13 protein-coding genes are annotated in these 16065 nt (G+C 47.6%); all 13 read right to left on the bottom strand.

Features of this window, described 5'->3' with window-relative positions:
* Window positions 1-465, bottom strand: a complete 465-nt coding sequence (locus ACFODX_RS13575) for an NfeD family protein (RefSeq protein ID WP_378119993.1) — start codon at window positions 463-465, stop codon at window positions 1-3.
* A gap of 11 nt (window positions 466-476) precedes the next feature.
* Window positions 477-1466, bottom strand: coding sequence for an SPFH domain-containing protein (locus tag ACFODX_RS13570; RefSeq protein WP_378119990.1), 990 nt, complete (start codon window positions 1464-1466; stop codon window positions 477-479).
* A 45-nt stretch (window positions 1467-1511) separates the two neighbouring features.
* A complete protein-coding gene (locus ACFODX_RS13565) occupies window positions 1512-3131 on the bottom strand; it encodes an AMP-binding protein (protein WP_378119988.1) in 1620 nt (539 codons plus the stop codon).
* A gap of 103 nt (window positions 3132-3234) precedes the next feature.
* Complete coding sequence (locus ACFODX_RS13560; RefSeq protein ID WP_378119986.1) at window positions 3235-3795, bottom strand: NUDIX hydrolase; 561 nt, start codon at window positions 3793-3795, stop codon at window positions 3235-3237.
* Entirely contained in the window at window positions 3795-4115 is a 321-nt protein-coding gene (locus tag ACFODX_RS13555) for an NGG1p interacting factor NIF3 (RefSeq protein ID WP_378119984.1), read from the bottom strand. Before ACFODX_RS13555 ends, ACFODX_RS13560 begins: the two co-directional genes overlap by 1 nt.
* Before the next feature lie 21 nt (window positions 4116-4136).
* A complete protein-coding gene (locus ACFODX_RS13550; RefSeq protein ID WP_378119982.1) occupies window positions 4137-5312 on the bottom strand; it encodes a phosphoglycerate dehydrogenase in 1176 nt (391 codons plus the stop codon).
* A 71-nt stretch (window positions 5313-5383) separates the two neighbouring features.
* Window positions 5384-6499, bottom strand: a complete 1116-nt coding sequence (locus tag ACFODX_RS13545; protein ID WP_378119980.1) for a phosphoserine transaminase — start codon at window positions 6497-6499, stop codon at window positions 5384-5386.
* A 506-nt stretch (window positions 6500-7005) separates the two neighbouring features.
* Window positions 7006-8562: a tryptophan halogenase family protein gene (locus tag ACFODX_RS13540; RefSeq protein ID WP_378119978.1), complete on the bottom strand. Its 1557-nt coding sequence runs from the start codon at window positions 8560-8562 to the stop codon at window positions 7006-7008.
* Between the two features lie 95 nt (window positions 8563-8657).
* Window positions 8658-10139, bottom strand: a complete 1482-nt coding sequence (locus ACFODX_RS13535; RefSeq protein ID WP_378119976.1) for a tryptophan halogenase family protein — start codon at window positions 10137-10139, stop codon at window positions 8658-8660.
* A 30-nt stretch (window positions 10140-10169) separates the two neighbouring features.
* Window positions 10170-10916 carry a SapC family protein gene (locus tag ACFODX_RS13530; protein ID WP_378120113.1) on the bottom strand — a complete coding sequence of 249 codons (747 nt, stop codon included), beginning with the start codon at window positions 10914-10916 and terminating at the stop codon, window positions 10170-10172.
* 58 nt (window positions 10917-10974) lie between these two features.
* Window positions 10975-13986: a TonB-dependent receptor gene (locus tag ACFODX_RS13525; protein WP_378119974.1), complete on the bottom strand. Its 3012-nt coding sequence runs from the start codon at window positions 13984-13986 to the stop codon at window positions 10975-10977.
* Between the two features lie 349 nt (window positions 13987-14335).
* Window positions 14336-15019 carry a uracil-DNA glycosylase gene (ung, locus tag ACFODX_RS13520; RefSeq protein WP_378119972.1) on the bottom strand — a complete coding sequence of 228 codons (684 nt, stop codon included), beginning with the start codon at window positions 15017-15019 and terminating at the stop codon, window positions 14336-14338.
* A 109-nt stretch (window positions 15020-15128) separates the two neighbouring features.
* Window positions 15129-15731, bottom strand: a complete 603-nt coding sequence (locus tag ACFODX_RS13515) for a peroxiredoxin (protein ID WP_324257601.1) — start codon at window positions 15729-15731, stop codon at window positions 15129-15131.
* Window positions 15732-16065: the final 334 nt, after the last annotated feature.

The following is a 16065-nucleotide window of genomic DNA, read 5'->3' as shown; positions in this document are numbered from 1 at the left end:
CTATTCAGCTTGCACAAGCAATAGAGACCCATCAACTCCAACGACTCGCGCCCGCCGTCCTGCCTCGATAGGTTCACCATTTTCTTTAAGGCGTACCTGCCATTCGATACCAGAATAGGCAACACTGCCCTGCTCAAGGGTCACCTGTTGAGTGACCGGTAAAATGCGGCCAATCATATCGCTACTGTTGTTAGCCGCCGCTGCTGAATTTTGAAAACGCTTGAAGGGCTTCCACAAGAATAATGCGCTCGCAGCAGTGAGTAAGCCCAGAGATAAAATCGCCATTTCCCAACCATTGATTGCGCCCAAAGAAATCGCTACGCCGGTTAGCAAAGAGCCCAGCGATAGAAATAGCAAAGGGCCGCTCATTCCCAGCACACTCAGCTCTAACAATAAACAAACGCCGGTGATGGTATAAAAAAGGTGCGAAGGATTTTGCATAAAGTAATCAACAATGCTTGTCACTTTTCCCACCTTTAACTATTGCGCGGGCTGTGCGATAAATTGATGGCCGACGAAACCGCCATGGCTTGCGCAACAGTACTGACTATATTGTCACTGGTTTTACCATCGGAAAGAACGACAGTTCCCTCGTGGGCTATGGCTTTGTGCGCTGCAATTGCACCCTGAGCCAAATTCAAGGTGATCGCTTTTTGCCCCTCATCGGTAGCGGCCGATTTACCAATTGTTGTCAGGGCTTCTGCTTCCGCAATAGCAACTAATCGTATAGCTTCAGCTTTACCGGTCGCCTCTAAAATTTGGGCTTCTTTACTCGCTTCTGCAGCCAGAACCTGCTCTGCTTTTGCGGCTTCCGCATCCAGCACACGTGCCTGCTTTTGCCCCTCTGCAGTAGTAATAGCCGCAATTTTTTCACCTTCTGCAGTAAGAATTGCCGAACGCTTCTGGCGCTCTGCAGTCATCTGTTTTTCCATATCCTCTTTAATCGACGGCGGAATTGCGATTTCCAACAACTCAAATCGCAATACGATTAATCCCCAGGGCTGGGTTGCTGACTGCATGGCATCCTGAATTTTGGCGTTAATTGCCGAGCGATTTTGAAAGCAGTCATCCAATTCCATTGAACCAATCGCATTGCGCATAGAGGTCATGGCTAACTGGGTACAAGCCAATTTGTAATCGGTGATATTGTTGGTTGCCGCTGCTGCATCTATGACTTTAATAAAAAGTACACCATCAATCATGATGGCGATATTGTCTTTAGTGATAGCGGACTGCTGTGGAATGACCAACGTTTGCTCTTTAAGATTGCGATCTGCCTCAACAGATTCTACAAAAGGCACAATAAAATTCAGTCCCGAACCGAGGGTTTTGGTGTATTTACCAAAGCGGTATATGACATACCCCCTGTTTTGCGGCACAAAATGAATACCTTTTTTGAGTGTATAAAGTAGCACCAACGCAATCCAAAAAGCCGGGTTGGTGAGTATTGAAAAAAGCGAGTCCATAATAGTTTCCTGATTAATTATTATTCCAAAGAGTCAAATTAAAATTTATTTTTTAATGTCTTGGTCGCGCAACTCGCGTCTCAAAATTTTTCCCACATTCGTTTTCGGTAAGTCTTTACGAAATTCAATTTGATGAGGAACTTTGTAAGCGGTGAGTGTTTGTTTAGCAAACTTACGCAGCTCTTCCACTGTCAGGCTTTCGTTTGCAGTAACGATAAAAGCTTTAACAATTTCACTCCCTTCTCCATCGGACACACCCACTACAGCAGCTTCAATAACATCGGGGTGACTGCTCAATACGTCCTCTACCTCATTAGGAAATACTTTGAAACCACTGACGTTAATCATGTCTTTTTTACGATCAACAATTTTGATAAATCCATCCGACTGAATTACAGCAATATCGCCAGTTTTAAACCAGCCATCGGCATCCAACACTTCGGCGGTCGCTTCCACACGCTGCCAATACCCTTTCATCACCTGCGGGCCGCGCACGCATAATTCACCCGCCTCACCGGTAGGCAAACTATTGTTATGCTCATCAATAACTTTGCACTCAGTATCAGGCAAGGGCAAACCCACAGTTCCGAATTGCACTTGATCGATTGGGTTATTCGATACAACCGGTGAGGTTTCCGTCAAACCATAACCTTCACTGATAGGTGCTTTGGTTAATTCCAACCAATGTTTAGTAGTTTCTGCGGTCAGCGCCATACCACCCGAACAAGTAAGGCGTAGGCTGCTGAAATCCAGATTGCAAAAATCCTGATTGCGCATAAGTGCGTTGAACAAAGTGTTCAAACCAACAAAAAACGTAAACGGGACGCCCTGCAAAGTTTTGACAAAAGTGGGAATATCGCGTGGATTGGGAATAAGTAAACTGTGATTACCCAAAGCCACCGCCGAGGTACAGTGAATTGTAAAAGAATAAATGTGGTACAAAGGTAAAGGCGCAACGTACAGCTCTTGCGCGGGGCGGAACACATTTTTCATGCGCTCATTAAGCTGCTCCATGTTCGCCACCAGATTTCGGTGGGTCAACATAGCGCCTTTGGCAACACCGGTAGTGCCACCGGTATATTGCAAAACAGCAACATCTTCTGGCGATTGCATAACGCTTTGCCAAGGAGCAGAAGCCGAAGCCAATGCGCGGTTAAATGCAATTTGTTTAGGAAAAGAAAATGGCGGCACCATTTTTTTTACATGTTTTACCACTGCATTTATCAGGGTGCGTTTGATAAATGGGTGCAGATCAGCAAGTTCTGTCACTATCACTTGCTCCACACTGGTTTCGTTAATAATTGAGGCTGCATTTTTGGCGATATTTGCCAACACCACCAAGGCTTTTGCTCCCGAATCATTAAGCTGGTGCTTGATCTCATGTGGTGTGTAAAGAGGGTTGGTATTCACCACCACCATCCCCGCCCGCAAGGCTCCAAATATGGCTACCGGGTATTGCAATATATTGGGCAGTTGAATGGCAATTCGATCACCAGGCCTGAGAGAAGTTTGCTGCTGTAAATAAGCGGCAAATTGCCCAGACAGGTGATCAAGATCTGCATAAGTCAGCGAGTGCCCCATGCATGTGAAAGCTTTTTTGTCAGCATATTTTGTGCAGGATTCGGCAAAAACTTCTACAAGCGTTTTGTTGTATTGCAACGGCATCTGACAGTCTCCATCTTGTTATTGTGCAACGTAGAATAGCGAGGCAGCAGGATATTCCCACCTAATTACCTGATTGTAGCCAATTACGACAGAATGCGGGCAATTAAGCCTGTGTACGCTCTATCAATAATAACAACTGGGCGGTGACAGCTGCGGTGAACCCCCAAATTTCATAACCCTGAAAGTGATATACAGGCACCTGCTGGAGCAGCCCCTGCCGCTCGAAACAGTCCTCTCGTACCTGCAAACTTTTGAAATCGGCAATAGGCACCATAAAAATGCTATCCAGCTCATGAGGCGAAGGCTGTAGAGGGAAGCTTGCATCAAACGCGGCGACAAACGGGGTCACCGCCGTACCGGCCCGCGTATGGCATTGAGGCAAACAACCCAGCAATTGAATCTGACCAGCAGGTAAACCTATTTCTTCCAGAGTTTCACGCTGGGCTGTCATCAGCAGGCTGGTATCACCTGGCTCCCACATCCCGCCCGGGAAGCAGACCTCACCCGGGTGGTTGCGCAGATGCGCAGCGCGCTTGGTAAACAGAATAGAGGGATTGTCACCGCGACTAATAAGCACCAAAACCGCGGCTTGGGGAAAGGAAACAGGGGCGAGAGGAGCCTTTTTTAGATATTGGCTCAACCCTCTGAATAACCAGGAAGCCACTAAAGCTCCTCTAAATTGACCATTAATGAAACATCATATGCCGGTGTCTCATAGGGATGAGCAGCTATTAACGCAGCTATGCTCGCGCGAATATATTCACTGGCACAAACCAACTCAACTCGATACTCGGCCAGCGTCTCACATTCACCGAGCTTGCCCAAGTACGGCCGGGCACCGGGCAAGGGCCTGAATTGCCCTTGCCCAAGCACTTGCCAGCAACATTGATCGTAGTTACCAATCCTGCCAGCACCCGCCTCAAAAACAGCAGTTTTTACTATTTCCAGATGGGTTGCAGGGACAAAGAAGATTAATTTATACACCTGCCCTGCCCCCAATCCAGATTAAATCACACGCACTGCGATCACATGCTCGACCTTGGCCAAGGCGGCAATCAGCTCTGCCGAAGGTGCCGTTTCCACATCAATGATGTTGTAGGCCACATCACCACGGCTTTTGTTCACCATGTCTACCACGTTGGCTTTGTGATCGGCCAGTACCGACAGCACATGCCCCAACACACCCGATACGTTCTGGTTAGAGAAAGTAATACGCGCGCCTATGCCGGCATTGCGATCCATAGATACGGCAGGGAAATTCACCGAGTTTTTGATGTTGCCGTTTTCCAGATAATCCACCAACTGATCCGCCGCCATAATGGCGCAGTTTTCCTCAGCTTCCTCGGTGCTGGCGCCTATGTGTGGCATGGCCAACACATCGGGGCGATTAAGCAGAATTGGCTCAGGGAAGTCGCAGATGTATTTGCCCAAATGACCGGCATTGAGGCTGTCCACCACGGCGTGAGCATCCACAATCGCTTCACGCGCAAAATTCAACAACACCGCACCTTTTTTACATACCTTCAGGGTATCGGCATTAATCAAATGTTTGGTCTGCGGAATGGCAGGCACATGCAGGGTGATAAAGTCTGAGCGCGCCAGCAGCGATTGCAGGTTTTCCATGCGCCCTACCTGATTGGGCAGGCGCCATGCCGCTTCTACCGACAAGGCAGGGTCAAAACCCACCACATTCATACCGAGCGCCAATGCCGCATCGGCGATCAAGGAACCAATCGCACCCAAACCGACAATACCCAAAGTCTTGCCTTGGATTTCCATACCGGCAAAGTTAGATTTTTCTTTTTCCAGTAATTTGGACATTTCTTCGGCGTCAGTCATGTGAGTCAACCCGTTCACATACTGCATGCCCGATACTATGCCGCGCGAGCCAAGCAACATACCAGCCAGCACCAGCTCCTTCACCGCATTGGCATTGGCGCCAGGGGAGTTGAACACCACCACGCCTTTTTTGGTGTATTCCTCCACTGGCACGTTATTGGTGCCGGCGCCGGCGCGCGCAACCGCTTTAACTGACTCAGGCAAGGCTTCGCCGTGCAGTTTATGACTGCGCAGAATGTAGGCATCCGGGCTGCCGATATCGCTCGCCACTTCATAGTTCTCGCGGGGAAAACGGTTCAGGCCTTTAATGGAAATCGCGTTGTAGGTTTTGATTTTGAACATGGGGTTTATCCTCAAATCGACGAACAAAAAGGCCGTGTAAAAACACGGCCTTCATTCAATTAACTGGCTAATCAGGCCGCGGTGGCTTGCTCGTAAGCCCAGGTCAACCAAGGCAGCAGTGCCTCAAGGTCGCTGGCGCTCACGGTTGCGCCGCACCAGATACGCAGGCCGGGAGGGGCATCGCGGTAAGCGCCAATGTCGTAGGCCACAGCTTCTTTATCCAGCAGCTTGATCATGGTTTTGACTTGGTCAGGCGTAGCCTTCAGGGTGAAACACACGCTGGTGTTGGACAGGGTTTCTGGTGTTTGCGCCAAAAAGTCGATCCAGTCATTGGCGGCCACAAACTTTTTCAACACCTCGAGGTTGGCGTTGGAGCGGGCGATAGTTTCTTTCACGCCGCCAATCGCACGCACCCAATCCAACGCATCCAAATAATCCGCTACCGCCAGCATGGAGGGGGTATTGATGGTATCGCCTTTGAAAATCCCCTCAACCACTTTGCCGCCGCTGGTCATGCGGAACAACTTGGGCATCGGCCAGCTGGGTTTGTAGGTTTCCAAACGCTCTACCGCGCGTGGGCTGAGAATCAACATACCGTGAGCACCTTCACCACCCAGCACTTTCTGCCAGCTGTAGGTAATCACATCGAGCTTTTCCCAAGGCATTTCCATCGCAAATACCGCCGAGGTAGCGTCGCAAATGGTCAAGCCTTTGCGATCCGCAGGAATCCAATCGCCATTGGGGACTTTTACGCCAGAGGTGGTGCCGTTCCAGGTGAAGATAACATCGTTATCAAAATTGACTTTGGACAAGTCCGGCAGCAGACCGTAATCCGCTTCGTGGGCGTTAACGCTCAATTTCAGTTCTTTGGTGGCATCGCTCAACCAGCCCTTACCGAAGGATTCCCACTGCAGGATATCCACACCGCGCGCGCCAAGCAGCGACCACATCGCCATTTCCACGGCGCCGGTATCGGAACCGGGTACTACACCAACGCGATAACCTTCCGGCAGGCCGAGTAACTCGGCGGTGTCTTCGCAGGCGCGTTGTAAGGCTGCTTTGCCGATGGTGGAGCGATGTGAACGACCCAGAGTGGAAATATCCAACTGATCCAAGCTATAACCCGGGCGTTTGCTGCAGGGGCCAGATGAAAAATTGGGGTTATTGGGTTTTACGGCTGGCTTCATGGTAGTCCTCTAGCTGACAGGAAAGGCATTCTTTGCGCTAGCTATCCAATGCGATAGCAGTCCCGCAAGGCTCGCCAAAGAGGGTTCGCCCTCAACGCAACAATCATGGGGCAAACCCGTAAAATTCGGGGCGTCGATTATGCCAGCTCGCCTCCAAATAACCTAGCCAGAGGCATGTAAACAAACGGAAAAACGACTTGCGAGGCAAAAAAAAAGCCCTCTGGAATCCAGAGGGCGCAGGGAGACGTCGATGCATCAACCAGACATCGACGGTGAGAGAACCTAAATGCTCGAAACCAACAGCGACACTCCTTCGCCCGACAAGCATTTCAATCAACTGATGTCACTTTATGGCTTTATGACAGCGCTGTCAACAATAATTTGGAAGCAACGAGGAACCCATCACCAAACACAGATAAAGCGACAGAAGAGGAACATAAGGAACGCCATATCGAGCTCATAATTGAACCTCGATATGACGACTTCAGAAATCGAAACAGGGAGGATTAAATCAGCGGCATGCCATGTTGGATTACATGGTCGATCAGCGCCCGATTTGAAGGTAAGCCAGAAAGATATTTACGCGTCTTTTCAGCATTCTCGCGAATACGATTCAAGGCTAATGATGGATTGTCCGAGCTGCGCGGCAAACGGCTGGCATCCATAGTAAACCCCATACCATAAAGCACATACTGATAACTGGCAGAAGGGAAAATCTCCTCCACCTGAATGAAATCACTGCGATGGGGTGGCCGGCTTTTCCATAGCTGCAATAATTCCCGCAGATGCTCAGGCAGGGCTTCGGGGGCAGACATATCGCGCCAGTAATCTGAATCCTGGCGTGCCGTCAGAGCGTAGTGAAGCTTGAGAAAGTCGATAATACGATCCCAGCGATAACGGAAAATTTCATTAAACCGCCTGGAGACAATGTTCATTGCCGATCTATCCACCGGGAACTCTTCGCAAATCATATTCATCGACAACTCGACCAAAGCCAATGCCGATGCCTCCAAGGGTTCAATAAACCCGGCCGCCATTCCCACCGCAACGCAGTTGCGATGCCAGAACTCCTGCCGATGCCCCGCCCTGATGGATAACTTTTTACTGGTCAGAGAATCCGCAACCTTTTGGCCAACACTTTTAGCAATATGCGCCCGCAACTCTACTTCAGCTTGCTCCTGCGAAATGTAGCTGCTGGAAAACACATAACCCACGCCACGGCGGGACGACAAACCTATATCCCAAGTCCAGCCCGCTGATTGCGCCGTTGCCACAGTACAGGACTCAATCGGACTTGAAGGCTCGGGGTAAGGCACCTGCATAGCCAGGGCAGTGTCGTTTAGGGAGAGATGTTTTTTATCAACAAACGGAACGCCAAAGTGCTGCCCCAACAACAGGCAACTTAAACCCGAACAATCGATAAACAAGTCGCCATCGAGCAAGCCCGAGGTTTTAGTATCGAGCGCAGTAATATCGCCATTTTCTGCAGCGACAACGCGGGTAACGTGATCCAAAACATGAATGACTCCCAGAGCCTTGGTGCAGTGCTGCTGCAACAAAGCAGCGAACTTACCAGCATCCAAGTGATAGCCATAATTCAAAACCCCCGCATATTCAGGCGTGGTGATTTGTTTGGGAGCCAAACCCTGTTCGGCTATGGTGAATTGGGAGGAAACCACTTCGGCAAAAGGGCGATCAACAAATTGCGTTTGCCAGACTGCAGCTAAATTACATTCTGCGTAGCCGTTGGGAATACTAAAAGGATGATGATAGATATCATCGGCAGCGCCGGTACGCCAGCCAACAAATTTAGAACCTTGTTTGAACGAAGCAAAACACTCTCGAATTAAATCCGTTTCGGAAATACCAATCTTGCGCAAGGTCGTGCGCATGGAAGGCCAGGTGCCCTCCCCCACTCCAATGGTATTCACATCCGGGGATTCAATGAGGGTAATGCTGATAGGCGACTGGTTGTGTTTAAACTCAGCAGCCAACAAACCTGCTGCCAACCAACCTGCCGTGCCGCCGCCGACAATAACAACTTTTTTTATTGGATTAGCCATAACTTACTTCTTGGGATTGTCCTGCCAGATAATATGCTCGCGGAGTATATTACTTGGCAGAATCACAAGTCGATCACGCAGACGCGAAAAACCTGTTACAGCTCCATGGCACAGTAACGGGCGATAAACGCTTCATGACTGGGAAGCTGCGCCAGGCTAGTGGCAACGTGATCGCGAAAGCTGGTCATGTACTGGGTGAATTCCGCATCAGACATATTATCCACTATGGGCTGATAGTCACCAGGAACAAAACCCTGCCCAATTAACACCTGTGTCCAACCATTTGTCCTGAATAATTCATCCCCACCCAAAAACACCATGCCACTTTGTGTAAACATATCCATGCGATGACGCAAGGTTTCCGGCACCGACATCTGCCGCACATAATTCCAAAACGACGAATCATTACGACGCGTTGCGTGGTAATGCAGGATGATGAAATCGCGAATAGATTCCGCCTCCTCCTTTGATTGACGGTTGTATTCGTCAACTAACACCTGCTGCACTCCACGCAAGGGAAACAAACGTAAAAAGCGGATCAAACCGGAAGTGACCATGTGAATACTGGTTGATTCCAAAGGTTCAAGAAAACCAGAAGCCAAACCCAGTGCGACACAATTTTTATTCCACCCGAGCTTACGCCGCCCTGTAGTAAATTGAATCACTCGCGGTTCGGTTAACATGTCACCTTCAATGTTGGCAGTTAAGGTTTTTTCTGCCCAAGCCTTATCGGCAAATTGACTGGAGTAAACAAGGCCATTGCCCGTGCGATTTTGTAAAGGGATACGCCACTGCCAACCGAATGCCTGCGCAGTAGAACTGGTGTAAGGGGTAGCCGGTTTTACTTTAGCGGTTTGCACCGCCAGCGCCGTGTCACAGGGCAGCCAGTGCTGCCAATTTTCATAACCGGTGTTGAGTGTCTGCTCGATTAACAAACCGCGAAATCCGCTGCAATCGACAAAAAAATCACCTTCGATTTTAGTGCCGTTATTCAGCTGTAAAGATTCAATAAAACCTGTATCCAGGTTTTGCAAAACCTGTTCGATTTTTCCCTCGCAGCGAATCACGCCTAAACGCTCGCTAAATTGACGCAGATATTTCGCGTAGAGCCCGGCATCAAAATGAAACGCATAATTAAGTGCGGGATTATCACTAATGGCAAAGCGTTCAGCGCGCGCTGCCTCGTGCTCCAAACAATAAGCACCAAAAGGAATATGTAAACCTAACTTTTGTGCACGCACCCAAAAATGCTGGAATTCTCCTGCCCAAAAAATACGCCCGACCTGACCAAAGGCATGAATGTAATCCTCACCTACACTACCCCAATCCTTGAAATTAATACCCAACTTAAATGTGGCATGGGTAGCACGCATCATTTCTGCTTCATCAATGCCAATCAGCTTGTGAAAAGCCTGCATAGTAGGAATAGTTGCTTCGCCTACACCAACCACTCCTATTTCCTCGGACTCAACCAGAGTCACTTGCACTCTTCCCTGATAGACCTTTCCTATAGCAGCCGCCGCTAACCAACCAGCGGTGCCACCACCTACTATGACTAATTTTTTTACAGGCCGCATTTTTACCTCTTATTATCAAATCAAGCCGAGTCAGGATTGCTGCAAGAGTTTGGTATTTTTAATATCAACCAAGGATTGGATATTACTGAATGAACCTATTATTAAATAAGCATAACGCAACATTCCATTGCGATGTAATTGAGCAATTTCATTATCAGGCAATGCTAACAGACGCGATTTATTAATTGTCGCATAGCGGTTGCTAATAAAATTAGTCCCATTTGCGAAGGTGATTTCCAATCTAATAGGCTCTATTAACTCCAAACGCTCGAATTCGTTCAGCATAGATTCGACTTCAGCCACACCTTCATGCAATAAAGAAAGCACACGAGTGATTTTTTCCAAATAGGCAGAATGACCGCCCTGCGGTAAAAACAACAACTCCCCTTCCTCACCGCGGGCGATTCGAGGATTGGCAAGATCGATATTCACCACAGCGTCGACACGGCCATCCAGTGTTTCTTTCATGCCTATTACAAACGGTTCACGCTCAATAATGGCCGGAATATAGGGAGCCGCCCAGGAATCCCCAGCCAAAAATAAATTTTCATTTGACTCAAAACCCAAAAGGCAAATGGTGAGCCAGCGACCATCATCTGTACGCTGAAATAAAATCGGATAGTGTTTTTGGATCTCATTAAATTCACCAGGATAAACTGCACAACCCGCAACAGCATCGCCCAAATCGGCACCGCGCCTGGTAATTACGCGAAGATCTTTGTGTGCGACATTGTTAAGCATCTGATAGTTCGTCATTGTTATTCCTATTGCCAACACAAAAAACAAAGCCGCTGTTTCCAGCGGCTTTGTTTATTTTTGCCATGCAAACATTAACTTAGAAAGTGTAACGCAAGCCAAGCTGGTAACGTGCCCCCAAATCCTCAAGGGACAGCAACTGTGCCTTGGAGCGACCATGGGTACGGTAGTTCTCGCCCGTTACGTTGATACCCTCTGCTGTTAAGGTCAGGTTATCGTTAATTTCATAACCGATAGACACGTCGATTTGCGCATAATCTTCAACGTATTCTGGCTGGTTACCACCACCGGCAGTACGGCTTTCCAGGAAGCTGTCGCGCCAGTTGTATGCCAAACGAATTTGCCATGCATCGCGGTCATAGAAACCAACGAAGTTAGCGGTATCTGACAAACCGGTCATTGCAAACTGACCTTCAGTAGTGAGGTTATCGAACTCTACATCAGCATCAACCATGGTGTAGTTTGCCTGCACACCAAAACCGGTATCACCGAACCAGTGCTGCACGGCAAATTCGATACCATCAATCACGGTTGCTTTGTCATTCACCGGCTTGTTCACTTTCCACATTAACAGTGGGTCATCACCGTCAGCGCGAACCCAGCGGCCATTATCAGAAATAAATTGTGGATTAGAATTTGCGAGTACGTATGTATGCAATGCCAATTCGTTGGTTTGTGGAATACCACTTCCCAGCGCTAATTGACCCAAGCGTACATCGCGCAAACCGTAAGCAGACTCTTCAACAATTTGCGTACCAATGAAGTTATCTACGTCTTTACGGAAATAGCCCAAAGACACATAACTGTCGTCGGTGTAATACCACTCCGCAGAAAGATCGGTGTTAAATGACTCCATAGGTTTCAAGCCAGGAACACCGGAGTTAGCAGTTCTGTTGTACAGATCATTCAAGCCAACATCAGGACGCAGATCCACATAACTTGGACGACCAATAGTTTCACTCAAAGATACACGCACTTTCAGTGAATCCATCGGGCTAATATCGAAATCGATATTGGGTAGCAGATAATCATAAGAACCGGAACCAGTTTGCAAGGTTTTTTCATTTGCATAACGCACTGACCAGTCGTTATCGCCTTCCCACCAGAGGATACGCGGCTCATTTACCAAAGAGCGGGAATTAACATCGGTTTCTTCGTAGCGAACGCCAACCAAAATATTGGAGTCCATGCCACCCAAGTCAAAATTGGAACTGAATTGTACGTAAGCTGATTTGGACTCTTCTTCAATGGTACGGTTAGTTGTGTAGATACCGTTCCATTGAATTTTTCCATTCACGAAATCATAGAAATCTTCTGGATATGCACCAGAGGCATTAATAGCTTCAGCAGTTTCAATGATTTTTGGCAAGTTAGCGTCAATACCAACAAAGAACAAAGGATCATTGGTGGTTGCACCGTAGTCGGGGAAATCACGACCAAAATCGCGCATCTCAAAATATTGGTCCGGGTATGCTGCTGGATCAATACCGTCCCAGTTACCAATACCTTGACGGTTATCACCTGAGGCGCGGCTTGCGTTCAAATCCTTACGTTGCTCAATACCAAAATGAAGTGCAGCGTTTTCAAAGAAACCTGAGCCATTGAATTGGAATTCGCCCGACAATTGTGTTTGTTCAATCTCGGTGCGGTTGCGTGAGCGTGGGTTATTGGTCATTGCACCACTCACATCGCCGCCATCCAATGTGCCGTTACAGTTACCGCTGGTATAGGTAGCACGTGGTGGACGATTGCGAGTGATACAATCATCAAAAGTGACACTCATGAGCGGCATGCTCTTGGACCAATCTACATATTCACCCGTCACAACGTTGGCATTCATACCAATTTCTACACCATCACTGGCATTTTTTGCACTGGAGCTGTGATGATCCAAACTTAATGAAAGTTGATCATTCACTTCAAAGGCGAGATTCAAACCAACCGAATTGTTATCGGTATAAGATTCAACATGACCGCCAGCAAAAGACACATCCTTCAGACGACTAACACCGTTAGTCAGATAAGACTCGCGATAAATAACGGGAGTGCGAACTGCACCGTTATCAAAAGTCAGCTCGGAAATAGCGTCAACGTTAAACCAAACAGATTGTTGCGCGCGATCAGAGGTGCGATCCAAACCAGAATAGGTGTAGTCCAAAGTCGCCGTTAAACGCTCAGTTGGCTTGAATTGGAATACAGCTTGGGCATTGGTACGTTCGCGCTCATTGTCTTGCACTTCGTAGCGCAAATCGGTTGGCAGCGCATACAAATCGCCATGATTTGGAGCATTGTTAATTACAACACCGTCTTTGAAACGCTCTACTGAACGTTTGGTGACATCAGGATTAGTTGCATCCCACTTGTTGATATTGGCCCAGTTGTTTACAAAATTATTCGCGTTCGAATTATCGCGACGCTGATAAGAACCAGTTAATGCAACACCAAAGGTATCATCGTCGTTAACCCAGGAATACAAACCGGAAATTTCTGGCGTGATTTCGTCGCCCACTCCGGAGCGTACAGTTTCATCTTGCGTTGCTTTCACACCAATACTGGCGCGACTGCCGGCTTCCAGAGGGCGCAGGGTATTGATATTAATCGTAGCGCCCAAACCACCAGTTGCGACATCGGCACGGCCAGTTTTATAAACTTCCACACCAAACACAGACTCAGATGCGAGGTTTGCAAAATCATAAGCGCGAGTTGAGGAATCGCCGGTATTGTTGTTGGCAACGGCTGGCATAACACGGCCATTCAACGTAACCATGTTTAATTCAGCACCAATACCACGCGCGGTTACTTGTGAGCCTTCACCATCTGAGCGATTGATCGACAGACCGGTAATACGCTGTAAAGATTCTGCAAGGTTGGTATCGGGCATTTTACCGATATCTTCAGCCGAAATTGCATCAACCACACCTACCGCATTGCGCTTGGTATCCATAGATTGCATCACCGATGCACGGATACCGGTGACCATCACTTCTTCAACTTGATTATCTTGCGCAAAAACAATTCCACTCATACTTGCCGCAACAGATGCAACGGCAGTTGCCAACATTTTCTTTTTGAAGCTTATTGTGTCGTACATGGAGCCCTCTCCTTTTTTATCGTCGGGATTATTTTCCGGTACACAGTGTTCGAAGCATTATCCAATGGATACTGTTTCAAACATTTTCGCCCCATAAACTGCAGGCGAATTCGCGCATTTATTTAGCCGATTGCAACTTGATGCCCAATGCCATAAGCGCAAACGATTGGTTTTTATTTTTCTCGCTAAATAATTTCATGTGCAATCAGGCGCCATGACCTGATCACTCGATTGCGCGTAAAACTACCCCTATGTGACAGCGCTGTCAATCTGTTAAAAAACAACTTTACAAAGTTATTTTTACAAAAAACTTATTGTCATTTTGACTTCAATTATTGAGATTGGATGATTACAACTGCCAATCAATCGGAGTTTTTCCTTGAGATACCAGGTAAGAATTCGCAAGAGAAAAGTGACCGCAACCAATGAATCCGCGATGCGCAGACAAGGGCGATGGATGAGGCGCTTTGAGCACCAGGTGTTTTTGCTGGTCGATAAATGCAGCTTTTTTCTGGGCATAACCTCCCCACAACAAAAACACAACGCCTGAACACTGCTCGTTGACGATTTGTATGGCACGGTCGGTAAACTGCTCCCAACCACGCCCTTGATGGGAGCCGGCAGCAGCCTGCTGCACAGTCAGGGTAGCATTAAGCAAAAGCACGCCCTGATTTGCCCAAGCTTGCAGACATCCATGCCCGGGATGTTTGAAACCAATATCGCGCTGCAATTCTTTGAACATGTTTTGCAGCGAAGGAGGTACTTGTACACCAGGTTGTACGGAGAAGCACAAGCCATGAGCTTGCTGAGGCCCGTGGTATGGGTCTTGCCCCAGAATTACTACTTTTACTGCATCAAGCGGTGTGCTGTTAAACGCATTGAAAATATTTTTTGACTCGGGATAAATAACCTTACCTTGCTGTTTTTCTGCCAACAAAAATGCTTTGAGTGCCTGCATATAGGGCTGTTCAAACTCTTGCCCAAGCGGCACTAACCAGCTGGGATGCATATCTATTTTTTTAGCAGTTGTCATAAAACCCGCTCCCAAACAGCGTGGAAAACAGCAAAAACATGAATTTCTGTTAATAAAAAGCCCGACATAAGGCCGGGCTTTTTACAAGACTTGAAGCTAAAAGTAAAACTTACAGCTTGTCGGCGTTTTCAGCCAAGTATTTAGCAACACCTTCTGGTGAAGCATCCATACCTTTATCACCATCTTTCCAACCTGCAGGGCAAACTTCACCGTGTTGCTCGTGGAATATCAAGGCGTCCACAGTGCGGATGGTTTCATCGATGTTACGACCGATGGGCAAATCATTAACGATTTGTGAGCGAACAACGCCCGCTTCGTCGATGATGAAAGTACCGCGGAAAGCTACACCGTCTGCAGACTCAACATCGTAAGCCTTGGCGATAGCATGCGTAATGTCGGCAACCAGGGTGTAACGCACTGGGCCAATACCACCTTGATTAACAGGAGTGTTGCGCCAGGCGTTGTGAGTGAACTGAGAGTCGATAGATACACCAATCACTTCCACATTGCGCTTTTTGAACTCTTGCACGCGGCTATCAAAAGCCAACAACTCAGAAGGACATACAAAGGTGAAGTCCAATGGGTAGAAGAATACAACCGCTTTTTTACCCTTGGTTGCAGCAGCAAAATTGTAGCCATCTACGATTTCGCCACTTGCCAATACTGCAGCTGCAGTAAAATCAGGTGCTTTTTTACCTACTAATACGCCCATAATTCATCTCCTATAGTTCGGGTTAGGGGTGGTTGAGGTTTAAGACAAAAACCAATTTCAATAAAGCTATTCCTCTATTGTGACCATTTTGTGGTCAGTAATTGATTACATCTTTAATACCAATAGTGCGCCGCTATCTTACACAGCTCGCGCCAGCAGTCCCATAGATTTTCTATATGACAAATCTAAAGCCATCGCTATAGCCAATCCGGTTGCACATGAAGTCGCGAAAAAAACTCACCTAATGTAAAGCAGACTCAAACGGGAATTTATCTCAGCTATTGTTGACATAGATTCTCACCTGATTTAGAGTTTCATTTGCAAATTTAAGCTC

Origin of the sequence: Cellvibrio fontiphilus (assembly GCF_042646205.1) — a bacterium.
GTDB classification, from domain to species: domain Bacteria; phylum Pseudomonadota; class Gammaproteobacteria; order Pseudomonadales; family Cellvibrionaceae; genus Cellvibrio; species Cellvibrio fontiphilus_A.
The sequence above is the reverse complement of the archived record's forward strand: the minus strand, read 5'-3'. Positions and strand labels throughout refer to the sequence as shown.